The sequence below is a fragment of the Burkholderia sp. AU15512 genome (assembly GCF_002223325.1).
Taxonomy (GTDB): Bacteria; Pseudomonadota; Gammaproteobacteria; order Burkholderiales; family Burkholderiaceae; genus Burkholderia.
In genome coordinates, this window is sequence record NZ_NKEX01000004.1 from 270418 (window position 1) to 292624 (window position 22207).

Sequence of the window (22207 nt, forward strand, 5' to 3'; positions counted from 1 at the left end):
GTTAGGTCGATGACCCAGGCATCTTGAAACCGTAAGCGTTGGAGCCTGGGACGCCGCCTGTAACGCGGTTCTTGATGGATTCCTGGGGGGTGTATGCGTTGAGTGCGCCGCCGGCAATCTGGAGACCAGTTCCGATGAGGCTCGGCTGTTGGATGCTGGCCGTTCGCGAGACCGCTTGCGCATAGCTGCCATTGAGCTGGCTGACCATCTGACGCTGCTGCGAAGACGCGTTGGCCTGCATGGCTGCGATGTCCTGTCCAGCGTTGAAGTTGGCTTCGTTCGTCACGCGGTCATTGCTGCCCCCGCCGTTGGTCCCAGAGTCAGCCGCAAGGGCCTGGAGGTGTCCCGTTTCGATCATCGCTTGGCGAGCTCGCTCAGACATCTGCTCGGCCGCTGCTTGGCCCTGCTGGGTCATCTCGTTTTTTGTCTGCGTTACCTGCGAGTCGTAAGCAGCCTGGGCGGCGTCACCCTGGCGCTTCGCTGCTTGGCTCTGCCCCACATAACCGGCAATCGCAGTAGCCGCGCTTGCTGCCATGCTGGCCATCGTGAGGGTGGTAAGGCCGCTGATGGTCGCCGGTTCACACATGGCGCGGTGCCTCATAGAAGAATCGGAAGCTGCCCGGAGGCCCCTGGTTTGGCGCTGCATCGCCAATGACAAAACCCAGGCGCTCCAGAAGCTTGTGAGCCTCCGTATTGCCTGAAGCAACGGTGTTGGCCAGCGGCGCGTCAGTAACGCGGACGCTATCGAGCCACACGCGCGCATGCGCCAACAGCTCACGGGCATGACTCGCAACCGCAGCGGAACAGCGCATCCAGGGGACATTGACCATCGGGTAACGGACGAGCCCAAACAGAGCCTCAATCTCGCCATCGATCAGCAGCGACCAGGAATCAGCCGATACGCGGATGGATTCCGCAAGGCGCGCTTCGGGCGAACCGGCCCAGGTCAGAGCCATCTCAGCGGTGTCCGACTGGCGCAGCTTAGGGGCCAGCTCGGTGGCGTCTTCGGGAGTCGCTGGGCGGTACGTGATGCGGCCGGAAGGGGAAACCGGGGGCCAACCGGATGGAGGTGTTGAGGGAGTCATAGAGGGGTCCTTGAGGTGGGCGGAGGATGGACGCGACCAGCCCTGCCCGGTGGGCATGGAAGCGAGAGGGATGGGGATTCAAAAAATAGGTGTGCTCAGCCACGCGCTTGAACATTCGGGCGGGGCTACTTGCGAGAGTGGCGGTTTAGCCGGCGCTAGTCGTCCCGCCCCTCCAACACGTAGGGCGAGAGTGAGTTTTTAGCGTGCGGGTTTAACCGCGCATATCCTTGCGATGCCCCGCCCGGTATGGGTCAGAGCGTCTTGTAGAGCGAGAGTCGGTGTATAGGCACGGGAACCAGCCTGTAACCCTTTCCCAGCTTGGCATCTGGCCGATTGGAAACAAAAAAGCGCCGACCGTTACCGGAGGGCGCTTATGGGTGCTGCTGGCTAACCTATCAGCCGTGCTCAGGGTGCTCAGGCTGGGGAGCTGGAAACCAACCAGCGGCGCATCACCAGCGCCTCCCAGCTGCGGGCTTCAGTGTCTCGGAAGGTTTCCAACAGGCGGGGCTTACGGCTGCGCTCAACGTAGTCACGGAGCAGCAGGAATTCACGGGAGCCGATGCGGAGGGACGCGGTGCCCTGGTCGATGCTGAGGGAGAAACGGCGGGTGCTGATGGTGAACTGGAACATGTTTAGACCTTGTCAGGTAACGGGGCTTGCTAAATTGCTTGCCACACGGGAATCGATTCTAATAACCCATTGGGTTACGCGTCAACCAGTTTCTTGGCAGGATGTTTGCCCAGCTTCAGTAGTAGCAGCTCCCAGGCTGCCAGCGGAATCCCGCGATGATTCTGGTTGTCTTCCGGTAGAACCCATTTGTGGATGGTCAGCTTGGAAACGTGGACAAGCTCCGCGAATTGTTCGCGGCTCAGTCCGGATTCGTCTAAGAGCTTTCGGACCTCAGCGGGGGTCGGTTGCGTGATTGCCGTCATGGCATTTCTCCGGTTCGTGATGTGGAACCGAAAGTTTACGCGCCGGGGTAAACCGGTGTCACGCTACATCACTGCTTCTGGCTGTCGAAATATTCGCGATACCGCTCAAGCACCGTGCCGAACGCGTCGCGCAGCCATACTTCCTCATCTCCGATGTCTAGGATGAGGTACTCATCGCCTAGCGAATCCCCCGCCCTGGTCACACCTGCGAACGCCCCCACCCTCCGCTTCTTTGCATAGGCAGGCCGGTAACCGTCAAGCTCACGGTGCTTTGCGTTGTTTGCTGCGCTCACTACTGCGCGAAACTCTGGCAACTCATGAATAGCCAGCACGGTCACCTCTTCCGATGTCCGGTCGCCTATTTCTTTAGCCTCTATTGCGAGTTTCGCTTTGCGTGTTGTTCCGTCTTTAACAAGCCAGTCCAGCAGATGAAACAGCGTAACCGACACCAGATAGGCGTTGACTGGGGACTGGTCGCGATAAAAGCTCCCGTATTGACCGCACGCGAGCGTGAACAGGTCCGGCGCGGTCAGGTCGAAGAATCCCTCTTTGGAAAATTGCTGCTCCATGCTCAGTTCACCTCCGACGTAATCACCTTCTCCCGAAGCCGCATGATGGTCTGACGGCTGGTCTTAAAGTCCCGCGCCAGGGCCGCTACAGCCTCCCCCTTGGCCAGCCGCTCAGCTACTTCCGCTTGCTGCTCTCTGGTTAGTGCTGAAGGCCTGCCGAACTGTTTCCCCTCAACCCGGGCGCGCTGGATGCCTGCGTTGGTCCGCTCAATCAGCAGGTCCCGTTCAAACTCAGCTACGGCGTTTAGTACCTGCATCGTCATCTTCCCTGCTGCGCTGGTCAGGTCCACCCCGCCCAGGGCAAGGCAATGCACCTTCACTCCCAGACCTGCCAGCGCCTCCACGGTAGCCCGCACGTCCATCGCGTTGCGGCCCAGCCGGTCCAGCTTGGTAACAACCAAGACATCTCCTGATTCCATGCGGTCCATCAAGCGGGTGAAGCCGGGACGCTCAGAGGCAGCAACAGAGCCGCTTATGGATTCCTCCACGATGCGCCGCTTGTCGATAGCGAACCCAGCCCGCTCAATCTCCAGGCGCTGATTCTCAGTGGATTGGTCATGGGTGGACACGCGGCAGTAAGCGAAGACACGGGACATAACAGGCACCTGTACGAAAGAGATGTACGAATCATATGCCATGTCCGAATAGTTTACAAGCGCACTTTCGTACACCCTTCGCAGCCCATGTCCGAAAGGGAGCGGTTTAGTACCCCATCAATAGCCATCCATATACGTCACTCGTCCAGGCGTGTGCTTACCGCCCCCGCTCTTCAATGGCCGGCTCAGGTAGTCCGTGGGCTGGAAAGATGCGCGCGCCTGCGTCAGGGTATCGCGCGTGTTACCGGATGCGCGTCAAAGGGGCTGCGCGTGGCGATGCGCGCCCGTGAATCGGGAGGGCCACCGGGGGGGAATTTCGCGGCGGGACTTTATCAGATACCCTCTGAGATTTTCCCGGCAAACATTTCACGTTACCGGCTGCCCGCGCATAGCCCGGTGGTGACAACGTCCGCGACGCTATCGGGAACAATTGACTTCATCGGAGAAGGCAGGTCCCAGCTTGTGGCTACGGTGCCGTCACTTCGGTAGATATATCCAGCCGGATTATCGAACCGGCCTCCCCTACAGTCGATGTTGTATTGAACAACCTTGGTCTTGTACCGGATGTTTTCTGTCCAAGTCTGCGGGCTATCGTATTCCCACTTTACCCATGCACGGACAAAACCAGCGCTATCGAACTTCATTGAGCCCAGATCAACCAGCAATCGAACGTGATCCCCTCTTGTAAGCTCCTGCCAGTTTGCCGAGTGTGCGGTGCCAACGAGAACCATCGAAACTAGTACTGGCGCGAAGAGGCGCTTCATTATTTCCCCGATTGTCGAAGTGTTATGTTTCTTTAGCTCACTCTATCTCAGTGGTCAGCCCGCACTCAAGGGGATGTATAGCGCGCGCTCGTGGTAATCTCTGTGGTAACTCGTTAAACCCGCCGCAGCAACACGCTCGCCGGATAAGGCTTTGAGGTCCACGGTTCGATTCCTAGAGTCCGGCCCTGGGCACCAGCATTCTCGCAGCGTGAAGCGCTGCGCCTGCCGACACCCGCGCAAGCTCGCCGCTTCGCGGGTTTTTTGTTTTTGCCGCCCGCGCCGCAACGCGTGCCCCGCGCAACAGTCCAAGCGTCATGAGGATGCGCGGCACGGAGGCACGCCATGTCCATGCGCCCGATTTCAACTCCGCTCTGCCGCCGCGCGCTCGCCGTGGCGCTGTCGCTCATGCTGACCGGCTGCGACATTCTGACCGCGCCGCCGGTGCCCGACTGGCCGGGCCCGCACGCGCCCTACCCGTTCCCGGACAGCATTCCGCATCGCACCGAATGAATGGACGGGAAAGCCGCCGTCGGCACGCCGAGCCGAGTTCAGGCTCGGGCTCAGGCCATCAACGCCCGCACGAAGTCGAGAAACACGCGCACCTTCGCGGAAACGAGGTTGGACGCGTGGTGATACGCGTAGAGCGGAAACGTCTCGTCCGCCCATTCCGGCAGCAGCAGCTCCAGCCGCCCGTCGGCAAGGATGTCGCGCGCATAGAGTTCCAGCAGCTGGGCAATCCCCGCGCCGCCGAGGCACGCGCCGAGCAGCATGCCCGTATCGTTGACCATCAGCCGGCCGGCGGCATCGAACGGCATCACCTCCTTGCCGCGATGGAATTCCCATTCGAACGGCCGCCCCGTCACCGGATCGCGGATCAGCACGCAGCGATGCCCGCTCGCGAGATCCCGCGGGTGCCGCGGTTCGCCATGGCGCGCGACATAGGCCGCCGACGCGCAGGTCAGCACGCGCGTTTCCAGCAGCAGCCGCGCACGGTATGACGACGGTTCCGGAATGCCGAACCTCACCGCCACGTCGAACCCGTCGGCGACGAGGTCGCCCATCCGGTCGCGCACGCTGATCTCGACGGACAGGTCGGGAAAGCGGTCGAGAAACTCCGCCATCTTCGGCGCCAGCACGTAGTGGCCGAAAGTCGCGTCGACGTTGACGCGCAGCCGCCCCCTGACACGCGCCTTCGACTGGCCGGCGTCGATCGCCGCGTCCTCGATGCCGGCCAGCAGCGGCGCGACCGCTTCATAGAAACGCCGCCCTTCGTCGGTCAGCGTGATCGCACGGGCCGTGCGGTTGAAGATCCGGATGCCGACGCGCTCCTCCAGCCGGGCGACGGCACGGCTCACCGCGGGCTGCGTCAACCCCATCGCCTCGCCGGCGCGCGCGAAGGTGCCGGCCTCGATCACCGCCGAGAGCACGCCGATCCCGCTCAAAAGCCTGCTGTCGAATGCCATAAGACATACTTTCAGTCATTCTTGATCTGATCATTATTCATTATTTTTATTGATCGAGGGAGCCTACATTAGTCCTGTCGCCGGAACGCACGGCACTCACGAACCAAGGAGCAGGACATGAGCACATCGGAACAGGTCGCCCTCGTCACGGGCTCGTCGCGCGGCATCGGTGCGGAAATCGCCCGCCGTCTCGCCCGCGACGGTTTCAGCGTCGTCGTGAACTATGCCGGCGGCGCCGGCCCCGCGCAGGACGTGGTCGACGCGATCGTCGCCGACGGCGGCCATGCTATCGCGGTGCAGGCGAACGTCGCCGATCCGGCGGCCGTGGTCGCGCTGTTCGACGCCGCAAAACAAGCATTCGGCGGTCTGGATGTGGTGGTCAACTCCGCGGGCGTGATGAAGCTGGCGACCATCGCCGACTGCGACGATGCGCTCTTCGACGAAACGATCACCATCAACGTGAAAGGCACGTTCAACGTCTGCCGCGAAGCGGCCAGGCGGGTGCGCGACGGCGGACGCATCATCAACCTGTCGACCAGCGTGATCGGCATGCGCATGCCGACTTACGGTGTGTACGTCGCCAGCAAGGCGGCGGTCGAAAGCCTGACGCAGGTGCTCGCGCAGGAGATGCGCGGCCGCGGCATCAGCGTGAACGCCGTCGCGCCGGGGCCGGTCGCGACAGAGTTGTTCCTGCAGGGCAAGAGCCCCGAACTCGTCGATCGGCTCGCGAAGCTGAATCCGCTGGAGCGGCTCGGCCAGCCCGCCGACATCGCCAGCGTCGTCGCGTTCCTCGCCGGCCCCGACGGCGCGTGGGTCAACGGCCAGGTCCTGCGCGCCAACGGCGGCATGTGCTGACCGGCCGCCTGCCACGCCCACCGCTTACCGGAGATCGATCATGAAGGAAGTCATTCTCGTCACGGGCGCGTCCAGCGGCTTCGGCCTTTTGACGGCCCAGGCGCTCGCCCGCGCCGGCCATACCGTCTACGCATCGATGCGCGACAGCACCGGCCGCAACGCGCCGCGCGTCACCGCCATCGCCGCCTACGCGCAGGAACACGGCGTCGACCTGCGCACCGTCGAGCTCGACGTCGGCGACGACGCGTCCGTTGGCGCCGCCATCGATCGCGTGATCGCGGACACCGGCCGCCTCGACGTCATCGTCCACAACGCCGGCCACATGGTGTTCGGCCCGGCCGAAGCGTTCACGCCCGAGCAGATCGGCGAGCTCTACGACATCAACGTCGTGTCGACCCAGCGCGTCAACCGCGCGGCGCTGCCGCACTTGCGCCGCCAGGGGCGCGGGCTGCTCGTCTGGGTGTCGTCGTCGTCCGCGCGCGGCGGTACGCCGCCGTTCCTCGCACCCTACTTCGCCGCGAAAGCCGCGATGGATTCGCTCGCGGTGTCCTATGCGGCCGAACTGGCCCGCTGGGGGATCGAGACGTCGATCGTCGTGCCGGGCGCCTTCACCCAGGGCACGAATCACTTCGCCCACGCAGGCAAGCCGGCCGATGCGGCCATTCAGGCCGCCTACGTCGACGGCCCCTATGCGGGTGTCGCCGAACAGGCGCTTCAAGGCCTCGCCGCGCTCGAACCGGCGGACGCCGATGCCGGCACCGTCGCGACAGCCATTGCCGGCATCGTCGCCGCCCCGGCCGGCAAGCGCCCGTACCGCGTGTTCGTCGATCCGTCGCAGGACGGCGCGGAGGAAGTGTTCCGCGTCGGCGACCGGATTCGCCGCGAGATGTTCAGGAACCTCGGCCTCGCCGACCTGCTCGCGGCCCGCGTCGGCGGCTGATCCACCGTGCGCCGGCCACGCCGGTGCGCCTCAGCCTGGCTCGCAGAACCCGAGGATCGCGTCGGCGATTGCCGCCGGCGCCTCGCGCTGCGGAAAGTGGCCGACGCCGTCCAGCACCTGCCGCGCGTAGCGCCCCGCAAAGAACCGCTCGCGCCCGGCCGAGCTGTCCGGATGATTGCAGGTGTCCGCGCCGCCGTGCAGCACGAGCGTCGGCAACGCCAGCACCGGCGCGGGATTCAGCCGCGCATCGTCGTCGGCATAGGCCGGCGTGCCCGGTGCGAATCCCCATCGATGCCGGTACGAATGCAGCACGACGTCGATCCAGTCGGGCCCGTCGAACGCGGCGGCGGCCGCGTCGAAATCGCTGTCGCGATACCAGCCCGGCGGCGACCACGTGTCCCACATCAGGCGGGCAAACGCGCGGCGATCGTCGCGCAACGCCTGCTCGCCGCGCGGTGTCGCCATGAACCAGTGATACCAGTAGTTGCGCGCCTGTTGCAGCGACAGCGGCTGCCCCGGATCGTTGGTGCCGTACCCGACCGACAGCATCACGAGATGCGATGCGGCGCCTTCGCGCAGCCCGCACGCGTTCGCGGCCGCCCGCGCGCCCCAGTCGTGCCCGACCAGCACGGGCCGCTCGATGCCGAGCGCATCGACGAAGTCGAGCAGGTCGCGCCCGAGCGCCGCGAGCTGGCCGCTGCGCGGCACGGATGCATCGCGAAAGCGGGTCGGCGCAAAACCGCGCAGCGCGGGCGCGAGCACGCGGTAGCCGTGCGCGGCGAGCAAAGCCGCGACCGCGTCCCAGCCGACCGGGCTGTCCGGCCAGCCGTGCAGCAGCACGGCCACGCGCTCGCCGCGCGGGTTCCATTCGAGATAGGCAAGGTCGAGCGACGCGGTCGTCGCATGCGCATAGGTCGTCATCGTGCACTCCGTTGGGTGGATCCGAGTGCACGATGGTAGGCCGGCCTTTCATCACGATTCACGGAGTATCATGGTTCATTCTTCGAGTATCGCGTTGAATTGATCCATGAAACCGCTGACCGATCCCGCGTCGACCTCGCTCGACATCACGCTGCTGCGCACCTTCCTCGAAGTCGTCGACAGCCGCGGATTCGCGCCGGCCGCGGAACGGCTCGCGCTGACGCCGTCCGCCGTCAGCGGCCACATCAAGCGGCTCGAACAGGCGGCCGGCACGGTGCTGCTCGCGCGCACCACCCGTCGCATCGCGCTCACGCCGGCCGGCGACACGCTGTACGCGTACGCACGCAACATCGTCGACATGGAGCGCGAAGTGCGCGCAAGGCTGCGCGGCGCGCCGGCGCACGGACCGCTGCGGGTCGGCGCATCGGAGGATTTCGCGGGCGCGTGGCTGCCGCACGTGCTGCGCACGTTCCGCGACCGCCACCCGCGCACGTCGATCGAGCTGAAGGTGGGGATCACCGCGTCGCTGCTGCGCGAGCTGACGCTCGGCCGGCTCGACGTCGTGTTCGGCAAGCAGTGCCGGCAGGTCGACACGCCGGGCGAACTGCTGTGGGAAGAACCGCTCGTGTGGGCGTTCGCGTCGGATCGCGCGCTCGACGCCGGCGGCGACGTGCCGCTCGCGCTGTTTCCGCAGCCATGCGTCTATCGCGAAGCCGCCGTCGCGGCACTCGCCGCTGCGCTGCGGCCGTTCCGCGTGCTGTTCGAGAGCAGCAGCATGGCCGGCTGCGTGTCGGCCGCGCTCGCGGGCTTCGCGGTCACCGCGCTGGCGCGCAGCCAGTTGCGCGACGGCCTGCGCGAATGCGGCCTGCAGGACGGCCTGCCGGTGCTGCCGGCCGCGCGCTTCTATGCGTTCGCGGCGAAACCGGACGGCGCCGGCGCGGCGTTGATCGATGCGGTGCGGGAAACCGGCCGCAGCCGGCAGTTCGCGGCGCTGCCCGGCTGAAACAGGCACGACGGCACCTGACGCGATCCGGCCGTGCCGGTCAGTCGCCCTCCGCCCCCTCCCTGCCATGCGTCAGCGCGCTCGCCATCAGTTCCCCGAACCATTCGATGAAGGCATTGAGCCGGCGCGAACGATGGCGCCGGTGCGGGTACACGGCCGACACGTCCATCGGTGCGGCGCGGTGGCCGGGCATCACGTCGACGAGTGCGCCGCTGTCGAGCAGATGCTGGACGTCGAAGCGCGGAATCTGGATCAGCCCCATCCCGGCGATGCAGCTGGCGATATAGGTTTCGGCATTGTTGACGATCACCCGGCTCGGCAGCATGAGCGTGTGCCGCTGGCCGTCCGTGCAGTATTCCCAGTCGAGTTCGCGCCCGGTCGTCGGCGACGCATAGCCGATCGCCCAGTGTCCGTGCGCGAGCGCATCCGGATGCTCGGGCACGCCGCATTCGCGCAGGTAGTCGGGGCTCGCGCAATTGATCAGCGTGAACTGTCCGAGCGGCCGAACGACGAGGCTGCTGTCGGCAAGCCGCCCGACGCGGATCGCGCAGTCGACGCCCTCCTGCACCAGGTCGATCGAACGATCGGTCGAGCCGAGCGACAGTTGCAGCTTCGGATAACGGTGAAACAGCGACGGCAGCGCGGGCGCCACCATGCGGCGCGCGATCCGGCTCGGCACGTCGACGTTCAGCCGGCCGATCACGTCGCGGTCGCGGCGGCGGAACAGGCGGTCGAGTTCGTCGGCCTCCGCGAGCAGGCGCCGGCCGCGTTCGAGCAGCAGCGCGCCGTCGGCGGTCAGCTGCACCTGGCGTGTCGTGCGGTGCAAGAGGCGCGTGCCGAGCCCCGTCTCCAGTTGCTGGACGGCCGCCGACACGGTCGCGCGCGGCACGTCGAGCGCATGCGCGGCCTTGATGAAGCTGCCCATCTCGGCAACCTGCAGGAAGATTCTGACCTGATCCAGCTTGTCCATCGGCGGGGAACGTAGGTTCGGACGAACGCCGCCGCCAGCCGTCGCGCGTCGCGGCCAGGGTCGGCGGCACAGAGAAAACGGGCACGCAGCCGCGAAGCCGCGCGCCCGTCCATTGTCCACGCAAACGCGCCATTGCGGTGCGCCGCGCGGCCCGTTGCCGGGCCGGTTACTTGGTCGTGTAGCCGCCGTTGATCAGGATCGTCTGGCCCGTGATCCACCAGCCGTCGGTGACGAGATGGCGGATGAACGGCACGACGTCCTCGATGTCGGTCAGGCCCGTCTTGCTGAACGGCGACAGCGCGGCCGCCGTCTTGTGGTACGCGACCGCATCGGCGCCCTCGGCCGGGTAGAAGAACGGCGTGTCCATCGGGCCCGGCCCGACGGCCGTCACCGAAATCCCGCGCGCGCCGTACTCCTTCGACGCCGCGCGCGTGAAATGCTCGACCGGCGCCTTCGACCCTTCGTACGCCGCATAGAACGGCGTGAACGCGCCGAGCAGCGACGTCACGAGCGTAACGAGCTTGCCGTGATCCTCGAGGTGCCGCCCCGCTTCCTTGATGAAGAAGAACGCCGACTTGCTGTTGACCGCGAACATCTCGTCGTACTCGGCCTCGCTGATCTCGGTGAACGGCTTCTTCAGCACCTTGCCGACCGTGTTGATCGCGATGTCGATCTTGCCGAAGCGCTGCTTCGCGTCGTCGAACAGCTTCTCGACCGCGGCGGCCGTCGTCAGGTCGCCCTGGAACGTGGCCGCTTCCGCGCCGGCCGCACGCACCGCGGCGGCCGTCTCCTCGGCTTGCGCCTGCGACGCCGCGCTGTTGTAGTGAATCGCCACGGCCTTCGCACCGTGGCTCGCCAGATCCCGCGCGATCAGGCCGCCGAGATTCTTTGCGCCGCCTGCGATCAGGACGACCTTGTCTGCGAGCGTATGAGTTGCCACGGTTGACTCCTTTTCTCGTTGAACGAAGCTTGGAGTGTAGGCACGCGCGACGCGCCGGTCAGCCGGGCAACGCTGGATGGATTATCCAGAAAAACGATCCAATCGAAGCGCGGGTGTGCAGCCTGCCGCACCGACAACCGCGCCGGAATCTGCCCTCGATCGATTGACGCCTATCCCGGCGCCCGCTCAGCGCGCATACAGCGTCGCGTCGATCTTGCCGAGCAGCCACTGCATGCCGGCCAGGTGCTGCTGGTCGTGGCTGCACAGGTAGTGGACGAGCCCGCGCACGGTCAGCGAACCGTAGCCGTGGAATTCCCCGGTGCGTGCGAGCTGTTCGGGCGTGAGACGCGACACGAGGTCCAGCGTCTCGCGCCGCGCTTCGCGGATCGCCGCCAGCACGTCGGACGCATACGCATCGTTGTAGCGGCGTTCGATCGCGAGTGCGTCGCCGTCGATCGACACGAGCAGCGGCCGGTCTTCGTCGAGCATCCGCCGCAGCCGCACGTGATAGCCGTCGATCTCGATGTCGCGCACATGGCAGAGCTGCCCGAGCGGCGAAAAATGCTCGCTTGGAATCCCGGCCCAGTCATCGGGCGTCCAGCGCGCGTAGCCGTCGGGGACGGCCGCGAAATGCGCTTCGAGCTGACGGGGGAAATCGGCGAGTGCGTCGAGCGTCGTCGGATTCATGCGGGACTCCCTGTCGGATAGGGGCGACGGCAGCCCTGGCACGGGCCTGCCGTCGCCGTTGCGTCACTTCACGCTGAAGCCGTACGCGCCCTGCGTGCGGTGCCCGTCGGCCGCGACGGCCACCCATTTCACCGTATAGGCGCCGGTACCGGCCGCCGTGAGCGGCACCGACATCCGCTTGCGATTCGACGCGTCGATGCGCGCACGGCCGTCCGACACCGTCTTGCCGTCGCCGTCGACGACGACGATCGAGCTGAACGCCGGCTCCAGCGGCTCGGTGAAGTCGATCGTGACGGCGGCCGGTGCGGCAGCCACCGACGCGCCCGCCGCCGGATCGCTCTTCGCCAGGTGCGCGTGCGCGAACACGGCCGACGAGACGGTCGCGGCAACGATGACGGCAGCGGCGTGGCGGCCGAACGGGAACGAAGCAAAAGGCATGTGCTTTCCGTGAAGAATGAACGGGCGCCGCGCCCCGCGCGGCGTACCGGCAGCTTACCAGCGCATGCACGTTCATGCCGGTCGCGCGCCATCGCTTGATAGAATGCGCGCGCTATGGATCTCGAAAGCATTCTCTACACCCAGGGCTTCGGCTCGCGCCGCCAGTGCCGCGGCCTGATCGAAGCCGGCCGCGTCAGCGTGGCGGGCGCCCGCGCGACCGACCCCGACGCCGCGTTCGATACCGACGGCCTCGTGTTCTCGGTCGACGATACGGCGTGGCCGTTCCACGCACGCGCCTATCTCGCGCTCAACAAGCCGGCCGGCTACGAGTGCTCACGCGACCCGCAACACCACGCAAGCGTGTTCAGCCTGCTGCCTGCGCCGCTCGTCGCGCGCGGCGTGCAGTGCGTCGGGCGTCTCGACCAGGACACGACGGGCCTGCTGCTGCTGTCCGACGACGGCCAGTTCGTGCACGCGTACACGTCGCCGAAGCGCAAGGTGCCGAAGACCTACGTGGCAACCGTGCGCCACCCGCTCGACGACACGCAGCTGAACACGCTGCGCACCGGCGTGCAGTTGCACGGCGAGCCGAAGCCGATCGCGGCGGTCGCCGCCGACGCGCGCGACCCGCACGCACTCGCGCTGACCGTCCTCGAAGGCAAGTATCACCAGGTCAAGCGCATGGTCGCGGCGGCGAGCAATCGCGTCGAAGCGCTGCATCGCGAAAGCATCGGCGGCTTCACGCTGCCGGACGATCTCGCGCCCGGCGCGTGGCGCTGGCTCGATGACGCCGACCTTTCGGCGCTGCGCAATACCGTCAAAACCCTGTAAGGGAAAATCCGCACGACCGTTCGACGTTCGACCGCATCTCGGCCGCATGTTCCCCCGCTATACTGAAATCACAAGCTGTACGAGCAGCGATGCAGGGGAGACATCATGAGCAACCATACTTTTGAACTGTCGTACGTGATGATCGCGTTCGCGGTCGTCGGGGTCATCGTGATCGGCGGCCTGCTGGCCACGATGCACCGGAAGCACAAATATCATCCGAACCTGATTGGCGCGCTGATCGGCGCGTTGCTGTGCTTCCTGCTGATCGAGGCGTTACCGGCGCTCACCTGACGCGCTGCCCGGCGCGAGCGTTTGAAGGAAATCATCTACGGTCGGATAGCGCAACGTCACGCACAATTCGGCCTTGAGCCGTGCGTTGGACAGGCGCCGCGACTCGCGCATGAACGACAGCAGTGTCGGTTCGAGCTGACGCTCGGCGTCCGCGCGGCTGACGCGCGGCGGCCTCGGCAGGCCGAGCACCTGCGCGACCCGGTCGAAATACTCCCCCATCCGCAGTTCGCTGTCGTCCGACGCGTGCACGGCGCGCGCCGGCTTGCCGCGTTCGGCCGCGCGGCGCAGGATCGCCGCGAGATCGTCCGCGTGGATGTGGTTCGTGTAGACGTCGTCGGCCGGTTCGAGCGCCGGCGTGCCGCGCTCGAGCCGTGCGACCGGCAGACGGTTCGCCGCGTAGATCCCGGGAATCCGCACGATGCGCGCGGACAGCACGCCGCGCACCGTCGCCGCACGCAGTTGCCGCTCGGCCGACACGCGCCGGAACGCGCGCGGATTCGCGGGGCGCAGCGGCTGCGTCTCGTCGATGCGCGCGCCGCCGCAATCGCCGTAAACGCCCGTCGTACTGGCGTAGACGAGCCTCGGCGCACGAAGGCCGTCGGGTACAATACGCGCTGCCCGAACGGGCGCGCCGGCCTGTCGGGTAGCGGTGCGCAGCGTTCGGAGCCGGCCGACCGCCGAGGCCGGCGGCACCGGTGGCCGTCGCGCAGGCACGGTCGTTGCGGCGATCAGCGCACGCGTGCGCCGGTCGTCGCGGCCATCGGACTGCGGCGGTGCGAGATGCAGGATCGTGCGGGCCAGGCCCGCGAGGCGGCCAAGCGTCGCCCGGCGATCGAGGTTGCCGACGATCGGCGTTGCACCCGCGGCGCGCAGTTCGTCGCGACGGGCCGGATGGCTCGTCAGCGCGAAGATCCGCAGGTTGCGGCGCGCGTCGCGCCATTGCGCGACGCAGCGCATGCCGACGTCGCCGCAGCCGACGATCAGTGCGCGCGGCCGGCGCAGGATTCGAGTCGCGATCATGTTGGTTGCGAAATCAGTAGCCACCGTTGCGCGACGCGCAACGGGTTTGCATTGTAGCTGCCGTGCCCGACATGCACGGTCCCCCCATTTTGTTCTAGTTTGGTTCTATGGCATTCAACGTCACTCTCAAGCAAAGCGGCCGGCAATTCCAGGTCGAGTCGGATGAAACCGTGCTGGCGGCCGCGCTGCGCCAGAACGTCCATCTGCCGTACGGCTGCAAGAACGGCGCGTGCGGCTCGTGCAAGGGCCAGATCGTGTCGGGCCAGATCGAACAGGGCCCGCACGCCGCGTCGGCGCTGTCCAACGACGAGCGCACCCGCGGCCTCGCGCTGCTGTGCTGCTCGAAGGCACAGTGCGATCTCGAAATCGACGTGCGTGAAATCGCCGGCGTCGACGGCGTGCAGGTCAAGAAGCTGCCGTGCCGGATCGCCGCGCTCGAGCGCAAGGCCGACGACGTGATGGTCGTGAAGCTGCAGCTCCCCGCCAACGAACGCCTGCAGTATCTCGCGGGCCAGTACGTCGAGTTCATCCTGAAGGACGGCTCGCGCCGCAGCTACTCGATGGCGAGCGCGCCGCACGAGGAAGGCCCGGTCGAGCTCCACATCCGCCACATGCCGGGCGGCAAGTTCACCGACCACGTGTTCGGCGCGATGAAGGAGCGCGACATCCTGCGCTTCGAAGGCCCGCTCGGCACGTTCTTCCTGCGCGAGGATTCCGACAAGCCGATCGTGCTGCTCGCATCGGGCACCGGCTTCGCGCCGATCAAGGCGATCATCGAGCACGTGAAGCACACGGGCATCACGCGCCCGATGACGCTCTACTGGGGCGCACGCCGCAAGAAGGACATCTACCTCGGCGAACTGGCTGAGCAGTGGGCACGCGAGATCCCGAACTTCAAGTACGTGCCGGTGCTCTCCGAGCCGGACGCCGGCGATCAGTGGACGGGCCGCACCGGCTTCGTCCATCGCGCGGTGATCGAGGATCTGCCCGACCTGTCGGGCCACCAGGTGTACGCGTGCGGCGCGCCGGTGATGGTCGAATCCGCGCAGCGCGACTTCACGCAGCACCACGCGCTGCCGGCCGACGAGTTCTACGCGGACTCGTTCACGAGCGCCGCCGATCTCGCGCATCCGGTCTGAGGCCCGCGCACCCGCGTGCGGCACTGCGCGCCGCGATGTCACATCCGTGGCATCGCGGCGGTTTACAGTGACGCGCGGGATGCCTTATGCTTGCGCACATGAACTGCTTCCTGTCCGCCCTTCGACGTCGCCGCTCGCCGCTCCGCCCGGATGCCGCAGGCTCGTCACGGACTCGCGCGTAACCCACACCGCTTCACCGGTTACGCACAAGCTGTTCGACCCACCAGCCACGGCCTTCCGTGGCTTTTTTATTGCCTGTTTCCCTTTCAACGTCCGCTGGAGTCTGCTGCCATGCCCCTGAACGATTATCCGATCGACTCGCTGATGTACATCACGAACCGCCCCGACATCGTGTTTACGCACGGCAAGGGTTCGTGGCTCTACGATCACACGGGCAAGCGCTATCTGGACTTCATCCAGGGCTGGGCCGTCAACAGCCTCGGCCATTGCAACGAAGGCATCGTCGACGCGCTGAAGACGCAGGCGGAAAAGCTGCTGAACCCGTCGCCCGCGTTCTACAACGAACCGATGGCGAAGCTCGCGGGCCTGCTCACGCAGCACAGCGTGTTCGACAAGGTGTTCTTCACGAACAGCGGCGCGGAAGCGAACGAAGGCGCGATCAAGCTCGCGCGCAAGTGGGGCCGCAAGTTCAAGAACGGCGCGTACGAGATCATCACGTTCGACCACAGCTTCCACGGCCGCACGCTCGCGACGATGTCGGCCAGCGGCAAGCCGGGCTGGGACACGATCTACGCACCGCAGGTTCCGGGCTTCCCGAAGGCCGAGCTGAACGACATCAACTCGGTCGAGAAGCTGATCACCGACAAGACCGTCGCGGTGATGCTCGAGCCGATCCAGGGCGAAGGCGGCGTGATTCCGGCCACGCGTGAATTCATGCAGGCGCTGCGCGCGCTGACGAAGCAGCACGACCTGCTGCTGATCGTCGACGAAGTGCAAAGCGGCTGCGGCCGCGCGGGCACGCTGTTCGCGTACGAGCTGTCCGGCATCGAGCCGGACGTCATGACGCTCGCGAAAGGCATCGGCGGCGGCGCCCCGCTCGGCGCGCTGCTGTCGAAGGCCGAGTTCGCGGTGTTCGAGGCCGGCGACCAGGGCGGCACGTACAACGGTAACCCGCTGATGACGGCGGTCGGCTATTCGGTGATCTCACAGCTCGTCGCACCGGGCTTCCTCGAAGGCGTGCGTGCGCGCAGCGAATACCTGAAGCGCAAGCTGCTCGAGCTGTCGGAAGAGCGCGGCTTCGAAGGCGAACGCGGCGAAGGCCTGCTGCGCGCGCTGCTGCTCGGCAAGGACATCGGCCCGCAGATCGTCGAGAAGGCCCGCGACATGCAGCCCGACGGCCTGCTGCTGAACGCCGCGCGGCCGAACCTGCTGCGCTTCATGCCCGCACTGAACGTGACGACCGAGGAAATCGACCAGATGATGGCGATGCTGCGGTCGGTGCTCGACACGCTCTAAGGAGACCGCCGCGATGGATGCCGCCGCCGATGCCGTTGTAATCCGCCCGTTCGAACGCGCCGACACCGATGCCGTGCTCGCGGTATGGCGCGACGCATTCCCGCAGTACGAAGACGCGGATGCGCCGCCGCACCGCGATCCGCTCCGATCGATCGAGCTGAAGCTCGCGACGCAGCCGGAACTGTTCTTCGTCGCGACCAGCGGCGCGCGCGTGGTCGGCACGCTGATGGCGGGTTTCGACGGGCATCGCGGCTGGCTCTACTCGTTCGGCGTATCGAACGACGCACGCCGGCTCGGCATCGGCCGCGCGCTGATCGCGCATGCGGAACGCGCGCTCGCCGCGCGCGGCTGCCTGAAGATCAATCTGCAGGTGCTGCCCGGCAACGACGATGCGTGCCGCTTCTACGCGGCGCTCGGCTATCGCGTCGAGGAACGCATCTCGTTCGGCAAGACGCTGCCGGCCGCGTGAAGCAGAGGCCGGCCGCCCGCCACGTCAGCGCGTGATCGGCCCCGCGCCCGGCAGCGGATTGCCGAGCGCGTCGGTCGGCACGGCCTGCTGCTCGAACGCGGCGAAATACGCGGCCCACTGCGTATCGCTCACGCGCACGATCAGCGCGCCGTCCTGCCAGATGTCGTTGTGATCGTTGTGGTCGTCGCCCGCGCGGTGCAGATAGTTCGCGCCGGTCGACCCCTGGTTCATGTGGGTGTCGTGGATGCCGTTGCCTTCCGAATACGAGCGGCCGAACACGACGACGTCGAGCCCCTGCGACTGCGCGGTGTTCACCAGCCGCAGCAGCGACGGGATCGGCTCCTGATTCTCCGTGCCGTCCATCACGGCGCTCGGGCGCCATGCGCCCGTTTCGTTCAGGATGTCGCTGCGCAGGTAGTCGAGCGCGGGCAATGCCGCCTGCCCCGTCAGGTCCGTGTAGCCCTCGGCCGCGGCCGCGAGCGTCTGCGTGATCGGGTGGTGGAAATCGTAGACGAGCTTGTAGTTCAGCAGGTCGTCCGCGTCGTTGGTGCCGACGTTGATCGCGACGTCCCAGTCGCCGCCGGGCAACGCCAGCGTCAGGTGGATGTGGTACTGGATCTCGCTGCCATGCGGCGAGCCCTTCAGCTTCGCCACCGATGTCACCTTCGCCTTCACGAAACCGTAGTCCAGACTCATGCGCGCTCTCCGTGTCCCGATGGGCCGCCGATGTTACACGGCCCATGTGTCGGTTTGCAGGCGACCGGCAACGAGCGGCCGCCCCCATCGTTCCCGCGCCGCGTGCGCGGCGCAACAGTCGAATGGAGTCGCGGCCGCCCACACAAGTTCGACCGGAATCGCATGACACGAAAAAAAAGGCTGTCACGGCATCCCGTGACAGCCTTTCGAAAGCCCGTGTGCGACGCGGCCGGCATCTGCCGTCGCGCGCCACCGGGCCCGCTCATTCACTCACTCATTCACCCAGGTACGCAGCCCGCACCTTCGGATCGTCGAGCATCTGCTTCGCATCGCCTTCCATCGTGACCGTGCCCGAATCCATCACGTAACCACGGTCGGCCGCCTGCAGCGCGAGGCGCGCGTTCTGCTCGACCAGCAGCACCGTGATGCCCTCCTTCGAGATTTCACGCACCACTTCGAAGATCTTCTCGACCATGATCGGCGACAGGCCCATCGACGGCTCGTCGAGCAGCAGCAGCTTCGGCTTCGACAGGATCGCGCGCGACATCGCCAGCATCTGCTGCTCGCCGCCCGACAGCGTGCCCGCGAGCTGCGTCGCACGCTCCTTCAGGCGCGGGAAGAAGCCGAACATGCGGTCGACGTCCTTCTTGATCTGCTCGCCGTCGTTGCGCAGGTACGCGCCCATCTGCATGTTCTCGACGATCGACATCCGCGCGAAGATCCCGCGGCCTTCCGGCACCATCGCGAGGCCGCGCTTGAGCAGCTCGTGCGTCGGGATGCCCTTGATCGACTTGCCCTCGTACTCGATGTCGCCGGCCGAATACGCCTTCAGCCCCGTGATCGCCTTCATCGTCGTGGTCTTGCCCGCGCCGTTCGCGCCGATCAGCGTCACGAGCTCGCCCTGACGGACTTCCATGTCAACGCCCTTGACGGCCTGGATGCCGCCGTAGTTGACCTGCAAGCCCTTGATTTTCAACATTGCCGCTGCCATCAGTGCACCCCTGCGCCGAGATATGCCTCAATCACCTTCGGATTCTTCTGCACGTCCTGCGGCAGACCCTCGGCGATCACCTTGCCGTAATCGAGCACCGTCATCCGGTTGCACAGCCCCATCACGAGCTTCACGTCGTGCTCGATCAGGAGAATCGTGCGGCCATCCGAGCGGATCTTGTCGAGCAGGCGCGTGAGTTCGACCTTCTCGGTCGCGTTCATCCCGGCCGCCGGCTCGTCGAGCGCGAGCAGCTTCGGGTCGGTGGCAAGCGCGCGCGCGATCTCGAGACGGCGCTGGTGGCCGTACGACAGGTTGCGCGACGTGTAGTCCGCGTACTGCAGCACGCCGACGTATTCGAGCAGCTCGATCGCGCGTTCCTTGATCTCGCGCTCCTCCTGGCGTTCGGCCGGCGTCTGGAACACCGCGCCGAGCAGCCCGTGCTTGGTGCGCACGTGGCGGCCCACCATCACGTTCTCGAGGGCCGTCATCCCGCCGAACAGGCGGATGTTCTGGAACGTGCGCGCGATGCCCGTCTTCGCGACCTGATGCACCGCGGTCGGCTTGTATTCCGTGCCGTCGAGCTTGAACTCGCCGGAGTCCGGCGTGTAGAGGCCCGTGATCACGTTGAAGAACGTCGTCTTGCCGGCGCCGTTCGGGCCGATCAGGCCGTAGATCTCGCCTTCCCTGATCTGCAGACCGACATCGGACAGCGCCTGCAGGCCGCCGAAGCGTTTGTTCACGCCCTGCACGGACAGTCGGATTTGTTTGTCGCTCATGTGTGTATCCCCTTGTCCGTCGATTAAGCGCGCACCGGCTTCTTGCTGGCGCGCTTCGCCAGTTTCGCGATCTTGTCCTCATGCTTCGGCGCGGGCCACAGGCCTTCCGAGCGATACAGCATGATGACGACCATCGCGAGGCCGTACAGCGCCTGACGGATCACTTCCGTATCGACGATGTCATGACCGAACAGCGCGTGCTGCAGCGGGCTCATCGTCGAGCGCAGGAATTCCGGGAAGATCGCGAGCAGCACCGCGCCCAGGATCACGCCCGGGATGTGGCCCATGCCGCCGAGCACCACGCAGGCCAGCACGACGATCGATTCCCAGAACGTGAACGATTCCGGCGACACGAAGCCCTGGAACGAACCGAACATCGCCCCCGACAGGCCGCCGAACGACGCACCCATCGCGAACGCGAGCAGCTTCACGTTGCGGGTGTTGATGCCCATCGCCTTCGCCGCGATCTCGTCTTCGCGGATCGCCGCCCATGCGCGGCCGATACGCGAGTGCTGCAGGCGCGTACACACCCAGATCACCAGCAGCGAGCAGAGCACGAACAGGTAGTAGTACATGTAGACCGACGGCAGCTGGATCCCGAACAGCGAGTGCGTCTGCGCGAGGCTGAAGTCGCCGATGTGCACCGGATCGATGCCCGTGATCCCCTTCGGGCCGTTGGTGATGTTCACCGGGCGGTCGAGGTTGTTCATGAAGATCCGGACGATTTCACCGAAGCCGAGCGTCACGATCGCCAGGTAGTCGCCGCGCAGGCGCAGCGTCGGCGCGCCGAGCAGGATCCCGAACGTCGCCGCCAGCGCCATCGCGATCGGCACGATGATCAGGAACGGGATGTGCAGCCCGTTCGGCGCGAGCGCCGCGATCCACTCGAATTGCGAGCTCAGGTGCGGCGAGCTCAACAATGCCGCCGTGTACGCACCCACCGCGTAGAACGCGATGTAACCCAGGTCGAGCAGGCCGGCGAAGCCGACCACCACGTTCAGGCCCAGCGCGAGCATCACGTACAGCATCGCGAAGTCGAGCACGCGGACCCAGTAGTTGCCGCCGGCCGAGCCGATGATGATCGGCGCCGCGATCACGAAGACCGCGGTCAGGAGGCCGATGATGACCGTCTTGGTGGTGTTGCGCTCTTCGACGAGCGACGTCGAGGATTCGATCGGTTGAATGGATGTCATGTTGTTTGCTCCCTTCCGTTACGCGCGATCCGCGACACGTTCGCCCAGCAGGCCGGACGGACGGAACACCAGCACGATGATCAGCACGATGAAGGCGAACACGTCCTGGTAGTTACTGCCGAATACGCCGCCCGTGAGGTTGCCGATGTAGCCGGCCCCGAGCTGCTCGATCAGGCCGAGCAGCACGCCGCCGACCATCGCACCGCCAAGGTTGCCGATCCCGCCCAGCACCGCGGCCGTGAATGCCTTCATGCCGGGGATGAAGCCCATGTAGAAGTGCACGTTGCCGTATTCGGATGCGATCATCACGCCGGCCAGCGCGGCGAGCGCGGAGCCGATCATGAACGTCGCCGAGATCACGAAGTTCGGGTTCACGCCCATCAGGCTCGCGGTGTTCGGGCTTTCGGCGATCGCGCGCATCGCGCGGCCGAGCTTGGTCTTGTGCACGAGCAGCAGCAGGCCGCCCATCACGATGAACGCCACCGCGATGATCACGATTTCAGTCACCGAGATCACGGCGCCGGGCGTCGTGTCGGTGGCCTTGATCACGTTGATCGGATCGGTCGGCAGCAATTGCGGGAACGGCAGCGGGTTGCGCGACCAGATGATCATCGCGGCGGTCTGCAGCAGGATCGACACGCCGATCGCGGTGATCAGCGGGGCAAGGCGCGGAGCGCGACGCAGCGGCCGGTAGGCGACCCGTTCGATCGTGAAGCCGACGAATGCACAGACGACTGCGGCGATACCCAGGCCGATCGTCAGCGTCGCGACGTTGCCGAGTCCGGGGAAATGGTTCTGCAGCACGGTGATGGCCGACAGGGCGACCATCGCGCCGATCATCAGCACGTCGCCATGCGCGAAGTTGATGATGCCGAGAATGCCGTACACCATCGTGTAACCCAACGCGATGATGGCGTAGACACTGCCGAGCACCAGCCCGTTGAGAACCTGCTGGACGAAAATATCCATTTAAAGCTCCTTGGCCCGTGCTGCCGGAGGACGTTGCGCCCCGCGGGTAAGCGAGGAATCGCGCCTTCTCGGCGACACTGCGGGTACTAGTCGATACCGGTAAGGGTGGATCGTCCCGGCGCGCGCCGCCCGGCCTGTACGGCCGGACCTGCCGCCGGAGCGGATACAAAAACGGCACCGCACTGTTCCGGTG

General features: G+C 66.1%; 28 protein-coding genes. 9 read left to right on the forward strand and 19 right to left on the reverse strand.

Annotated elements, in window-relative coordinates; genetic code table 11:
• Position 1 precedes the first annotated feature (1 nt).
• The 7 genes from CFB43_RS13815 to CFB43_RS39190 all read right to left on the reverse strand — a co-directional run bounded on the left by CFB43_RS13815 (position 2) and on the right by CFB43_RS39190 (position 3946).
• Positions 2-535, reverse strand: coding sequence for a virion core protein, T7 gp14 family (locus CFB43_RS13815; RefSeq protein ID WP_144023061.1), 534 nt, complete (start codon positions 533-535; stop codon positions 2-4).
• Positions 536-578: 43 nt separating this feature from the next.
• Positions 579-956: a hypothetical protein gene (locus CFB43_RS13820; RefSeq protein ID WP_089495459.1), complete on the reverse strand. Its 378-nt coding sequence runs from the start codon at positions 954-956 to the stop codon at positions 579-581.
• Positions 957-1499: 543 nt separating this feature from the next.
• A complete protein-coding gene (locus tag CFB43_RS13825; protein ID WP_089495460.1) occupies positions 1500-1715 on the reverse strand; it encodes a hypothetical protein in 216 nt (71 codons plus the stop codon).
• Positions 1716-1789: 74 nt separating this feature from the next.
• Entirely contained in the window at positions 1790-2017 is a 228-nt protein-coding gene (locus CFB43_RS13830; protein ID WP_089495461.1) for a helix-turn-helix domain-containing protein, read from the reverse strand.
• A gap of 68 nt (positions 2018-2085) precedes the next feature.
• Entirely contained in the window at positions 2086-2586 is a 501-nt protein-coding gene (locus tag CFB43_RS13835) for a hypothetical protein (protein WP_089495462.1), read from the reverse strand.
• Between the two features lie 2 nt (positions 2587-2588).
• A complete protein-coding gene (locus tag CFB43_RS13840; RefSeq protein ID WP_089495888.1) occupies positions 2589-3182 on the reverse strand; it encodes a recombinase family protein in 594 nt (197 codons plus the stop codon).
• 371 nt (positions 3183-3553) lie between these two features.
• The gene (locus CFB43_RS39190) at positions 3554-3946 is read right to left on the reverse strand and encodes a surface-adhesin E family protein (protein ID WP_373452545.1); all 393 of its coding nucleotides are present in this window, start codon (positions 3944-3946) and stop codon (positions 3554-3556) included.
• Between the two features lie 342 nt (positions 3947-4288).
• On the opposite strand from CFB43_RS39190, the gene CFB43_RS38390 reads away from it, so the two are divergent.
• Positions 4289-4456 (forward strand): hypothetical protein, encoded by a 168-nt coding sequence (locus CFB43_RS38390; RefSeq protein WP_179254832.1) that lies wholly within the window; start codon positions 4289-4291, stop codon positions 4454-4456.
• A gap of 50 nt (positions 4457-4506) precedes the next feature.
• On the opposite strand, the gene CFB43_RS13845 is transcribed toward CFB43_RS38390, so the two are convergent.
• Complete coding sequence (locus CFB43_RS13845; protein ID WP_089495463.1) at positions 4507-5409, reverse strand: LysR family transcriptional regulator; 903 nt, start codon at positions 5407-5409, stop codon at positions 4507-4509.
• Positions 5410-5526: 117 nt separating this feature from the next.
• On the opposite strand from CFB43_RS13845, the gene CFB43_RS13850 reads away from it, so the two are divergent.
• Positions 5527-6264, forward strand: coding sequence for an SDR family oxidoreductase (locus CFB43_RS13850; RefSeq protein WP_089495464.1), 738 nt, complete (start codon positions 5527-5529; stop codon positions 6262-6264).
• Positions 6265-6304: 40 nt separating this feature from the next.
• Entirely contained in the window at positions 6305-7204 is a 900-nt protein-coding gene (locus tag CFB43_RS13855) for an SDR family oxidoreductase (RefSeq protein WP_089495465.1), read from the forward strand.
• Positions 7205-7234: 30 nt separating this feature from the next.
• On the opposite strand, the gene CFB43_RS13860 is transcribed toward CFB43_RS13855, so the two are convergent.
• On the reverse strand, positions 7235-8125 hold the full coding sequence (locus CFB43_RS13860) for an alpha/beta fold hydrolase (protein WP_089495466.1): 891 nt from the start codon (positions 8123-8125) through the stop codon (positions 7235-7237).
• Between the two features lie 106 nt (positions 8126-8231).
• On the opposite strand from CFB43_RS13860, the gene CFB43_RS13865 reads away from it, so the two are divergent.
• Positions 8232-9128: a LysR family transcriptional regulator gene (locus tag CFB43_RS13865; RefSeq protein WP_089495467.1), complete on the forward strand. Its 897-nt coding sequence runs from the start codon at positions 8232-8234 to the stop codon at positions 9126-9128.
• Between the two features lie 40 nt (positions 9129-9168).
• On the opposite strand, the gene CFB43_RS13870 is transcribed toward CFB43_RS13865, so the two are convergent.
• The 4 genes from CFB43_RS13870 to copC all read right to left on the reverse strand — a co-directional run bounded on the left by CFB43_RS13870 (position 9169) and on the right by copC (position 12163).
• Positions 9169-10098: a LysR family transcriptional regulator gene (locus tag CFB43_RS13870; RefSeq protein WP_089495468.1), complete on the reverse strand. Its 930-nt coding sequence runs from the start codon at positions 10096-10098 to the stop codon at positions 9169-9171.
• A 166-nt stretch (positions 10099-10264) separates the two neighbouring features.
• Positions 10265-11038, reverse strand: coding sequence for an SDR family oxidoreductase (locus CFB43_RS13875; protein WP_039368119.1), 774 nt, complete (start codon positions 11036-11038; stop codon positions 10265-10267).
• 186 nt (positions 11039-11224) lie between these two features.
• Positions 11225-11725, reverse strand: a complete 501-nt coding sequence (locus CFB43_RS13880; protein WP_089495469.1) for a DinB family protein — start codon at positions 11723-11725, stop codon at positions 11225-11227.
• A 63-nt stretch (positions 11726-11788) separates the two neighbouring features.
• The gene (gene copC, locus CFB43_RS13885) at positions 11789-12163 is read right to left on the reverse strand and encodes a copper homeostasis periplasmic binding protein CopC (protein ID WP_089495470.1); all 375 of its coding nucleotides are present in this window, start codon (positions 12161-12163) and stop codon (positions 11789-11791) included.
• A 114-nt stretch (positions 12164-12277) separates the two neighbouring features.
• Here copC and CFB43_RS13890 point away from each other — a divergent pair, with 114 nt between their 5' ends.
• Both CFB43_RS13890 and CFB43_RS13895 read left to right on the forward strand, forming a co-directional pair.
• Positions 12278-12994 carry a pseudouridine synthase gene (locus CFB43_RS13890; protein WP_089495471.1) on the forward strand — a complete coding sequence of 239 codons (717 nt, stop codon included), beginning with the start codon at positions 12278-12280 and terminating at the stop codon, positions 12992-12994.
• A gap of 102 nt (positions 12995-13096) precedes the next feature.
• Positions 13097-13285: a hypothetical protein gene (locus CFB43_RS13895; RefSeq protein ID WP_089495472.1), complete on the forward strand. Its 189-nt coding sequence runs from the start codon at positions 13097-13099 to the stop codon at positions 13283-13285.
• On the opposite strand, the gene CFB43_RS13900 is transcribed toward CFB43_RS13895, so the two are convergent.
• On the reverse strand, positions 13268-14305 hold the full coding sequence (locus CFB43_RS13900; protein WP_089495473.1) for an NAD-dependent epimerase/dehydratase family protein: 1038 nt from the start codon (positions 14303-14305) through the stop codon (positions 13268-13270). The two genes, CFB43_RS13895 and CFB43_RS13900, sit on opposite strands and share 18 nt — an antisense overlap.
• A gap of 107 nt (positions 14306-14412) precedes the next feature.
• Between CFB43_RS13900 and CFB43_RS13905 the strand changes: the two genes are divergently transcribed.
• The 3 genes from CFB43_RS13905 to CFB43_RS13915 all read left to right on the forward strand — a co-directional run bounded on the left by CFB43_RS13905 (position 14413) and on the right by CFB43_RS13915 (position 17389).
• Positions 14413-15444: a CDP-6-deoxy-delta-3,4-glucoseen reductase gene (locus CFB43_RS13905; RefSeq protein WP_089495474.1), complete on the forward strand. Its 1032-nt coding sequence runs from the start codon at positions 14413-14415 to the stop codon at positions 15442-15444.
• 291 nt (positions 15445-15735) lie between these two features.
• On the forward strand, positions 15736-16920 hold the full coding sequence (locus CFB43_RS13910) for an acetylornithine transaminase (RefSeq protein ID WP_069248649.1): 1185 nt from the start codon (positions 15736-15738) through the stop codon (positions 16918-16920).
• A gap of 13 nt (positions 16921-16933) precedes the next feature.
• Positions 16934-17389: a GNAT family acetyltransferase gene (locus tag CFB43_RS13915; protein ID WP_089495475.1), complete on the forward strand. Its 456-nt coding sequence runs from the start codon at positions 16934-16936 to the stop codon at positions 17387-17389.
• 24 nt (positions 17390-17413) lie between these two features.
• Here the strand turns inward: CFB43_RS13915 and CFB43_RS13920 are convergent, their stop codons facing one another.
• From CFB43_RS13920 to CFB43_RS13940, 5 genes are all read right to left on the reverse strand, one after another.
• Positions 17414-18085 (reverse strand): DUF2278 family protein, encoded by a 672-nt coding sequence (locus CFB43_RS13920; RefSeq protein WP_089495476.1) that lies wholly within the window; start codon positions 18083-18085, stop codon positions 17414-17416.
• A 274-nt stretch (positions 18086-18359) separates the two neighbouring features.
• Entirely contained in the window at positions 18360-19076 is a 717-nt protein-coding gene (locus tag CFB43_RS13925) for an ABC transporter ATP-binding protein (protein WP_089426143.1), read from the reverse strand.
• Positions 19076-19852, reverse strand: a complete 777-nt coding sequence (locus CFB43_RS13930) for an ABC transporter ATP-binding protein (protein ID WP_069248652.1) — start codon at positions 19850-19852, stop codon at positions 19076-19078. Before CFB43_RS13930 ends, CFB43_RS13925 begins: the two co-directional genes overlap by 1 nt.
• A 23-nt stretch (positions 19853-19875) precedes the next feature.
• Entirely contained in the window at positions 19876-21045 is a 1170-nt protein-coding gene (locus CFB43_RS13935; RefSeq protein ID WP_047852538.1) for an ABC transporter permease subunit, read from the reverse strand.
• Between the two features lie 18 nt (positions 21046-21063).
• A complete protein-coding gene (locus CFB43_RS13940; RefSeq protein WP_006488946.1) occupies positions 21064-22014 on the reverse strand; it encodes a branched-chain amino acid ABC transporter permease in 951 nt (316 codons plus the stop codon).
• Between the last annotated feature and the right edge of the window lie 193 nt (positions 22015-22207).

Excerpts from the sequence above, each read along its gene's own strand:
- CFB43_RS13815 (WP_144023061.1), bottom strand. The coding sequence starts at position 535 with ATGGCAGCAAGCGCGGCTACTGCGATTGCCGGTTATGTGGGGCAGAGC.
- CFB43_RS13820 (WP_089495459.1), bottom strand. The coding sequence starts at position 956 with ATGGCTCTGACCTGGGCCGGTTCGCCCGAAGCGCGCCTTGCGGAATCC.
- CFB43_RS13825 (WP_089495460.1), bottom strand. The coding sequence starts at position 1,715 with ATGTTCCAGTTCACCATCAGCACCCGCCGTTTCTCCCTCAGCATCGAC.
- CFB43_RS13830 (WP_089495461.1), bottom strand. The coding sequence starts at position 2,017 with ATGACGGCAATCACGCAACCGACCCCCGCTGAGGTCCGAAAGCTCTTA.
- CFB43_RS13835 (WP_089495462.1), bottom strand. The coding sequence starts at position 2,586 with ATGGAGCAGCAATTTTCCAAAGAGGGATTCTTCGACCTGACCGCGCCG.
- CFB43_RS13840 (WP_089495888.1), bottom strand. The coding sequence starts at position 3,182 with ATGTCCCGTGTCTTCGCTTACTGCCGCGTGTCCACCCATGACCAATCC.
- CFB43_RS39190 (WP_373452545.1), bottom strand. The coding sequence starts at position 3,946 with ATGAAGCGCCTCTTCGCGCCAGTACTAGTTTCGATGGTTCTCGTTGGC.
- CFB43_RS38390 (WP_179254832.1), top strand. The coding sequence starts at position 4,289 with ATGTCCATGCGCCCGATTTCAACTCCGCTCTGCCGCCGCGCGCTCGCC.
- CFB43_RS13845 (WP_089495463.1), bottom strand. The coding sequence starts at position 5,409 with ATGGCATTCGACAGCAGGCTTTTGAGCGGGATCGGCGTGCTCTCGGCG.
- CFB43_RS13850 (WP_089495464.1), top strand. The coding sequence starts at position 5,527 with ATGAGCACATCGGAACAGGTCGCCCTCGTCACGGGCTCGTCGCGCGGC.
- CFB43_RS13855 (WP_089495465.1), top strand. The coding sequence starts at position 6,305 with ATGAAGGAAGTCATTCTCGTCACGGGCGCGTCCAGCGGCTTCGGCCTT.
- CFB43_RS13860 (WP_089495466.1), bottom strand. The coding sequence starts at position 8,125 with ATGACGACCTATGCGCATGCGACGACCGCGTCGCTCGACCTTGCCTAT.
- CFB43_RS13865 (WP_089495467.1), top strand. The coding sequence starts at position 8,232 with ATGAAACCGCTGACCGATCCCGCGTCGACCTCGCTCGACATCACGCTG.
- CFB43_RS13870 (WP_089495468.1), bottom strand. The coding sequence starts at position 10,098 with ATGGACAAGCTGGATCAGGTCAGAATCTTCCTGCAGGTTGCCGAGATG.
- CFB43_RS13880 (WP_089495469.1), bottom strand. The coding sequence starts at position 11,725 with ATGAATCCGACGACGCTCGACGCACTCGCCGATTTCCCCCGTCAGCTC.
- copC (WP_089495470.1), bottom strand. The coding sequence starts at position 12,163 with ATGCCTTTTGCTTCGTTCCCGTTCGGCCGCCACGCCGCTGCCGTCATC.
- CFB43_RS13890 (WP_089495471.1), top strand. The coding sequence starts at position 12,278 with ATGGATCTCGAAAGCATTCTCTACACCCAGGGCTTCGGCTCGCGCCGC.
- CFB43_RS13900 (WP_089495473.1), bottom strand. The coding sequence starts at position 14,305 with ATGATCGCGACTCGAATCCTGCGCCGGCCGCGCGCACTGATCGTCGGC.
- CFB43_RS13905 (WP_089495474.1), top strand. The coding sequence starts at position 14,413 with ATGGCATTCAACGTCACTCTCAAGCAAAGCGGCCGGCAATTCCAGGTC.
- CFB43_RS13910 (WP_069248649.1), top strand. The coding sequence starts at position 15,736 with ATGCCCCTGAACGATTATCCGATCGACTCGCTGATGTACATCACGAAC.
- CFB43_RS13915 (WP_089495475.1), top strand. The coding sequence starts at position 16,934 with ATGGATGCCGCCGCCGATGCCGTTGTAATCCGCCCGTTCGAACGCGCC.
- CFB43_RS13920 (WP_089495476.1), bottom strand. The coding sequence starts at position 18,085 with ATGAGTCTGGACTACGGTTTCGTGAAGGCGAAGGTGACATCGGTGGCG.
- CFB43_RS13925 (WP_089426143.1), bottom strand. The coding sequence starts at position 19,076 with ATGGCAGCGGCAATGTTGAAAATCAAGGGCTTGCAGGTCAACTACGGC.
- CFB43_RS13930 (WP_069248652.1), bottom strand. The coding sequence starts at position 19,852 with ATGAGCGACAAACAAATCCGACTGTCCGTGCAGGGCGTGAACAAACGC.
- CFB43_RS13935 (WP_047852538.1), bottom strand. The coding sequence starts at position 21,045 with ATGACATCCATTCAACCGATCGAATCCTCGACGTCGCTCGTCGAAGAG.
- CFB43_RS13940 (WP_006488946.1), bottom strand. The coding sequence starts at position 22,014 with ATGGATATTTTCGTCCAGCAGGTTCTCAACGGGCTGGTGCTCGGCAGT.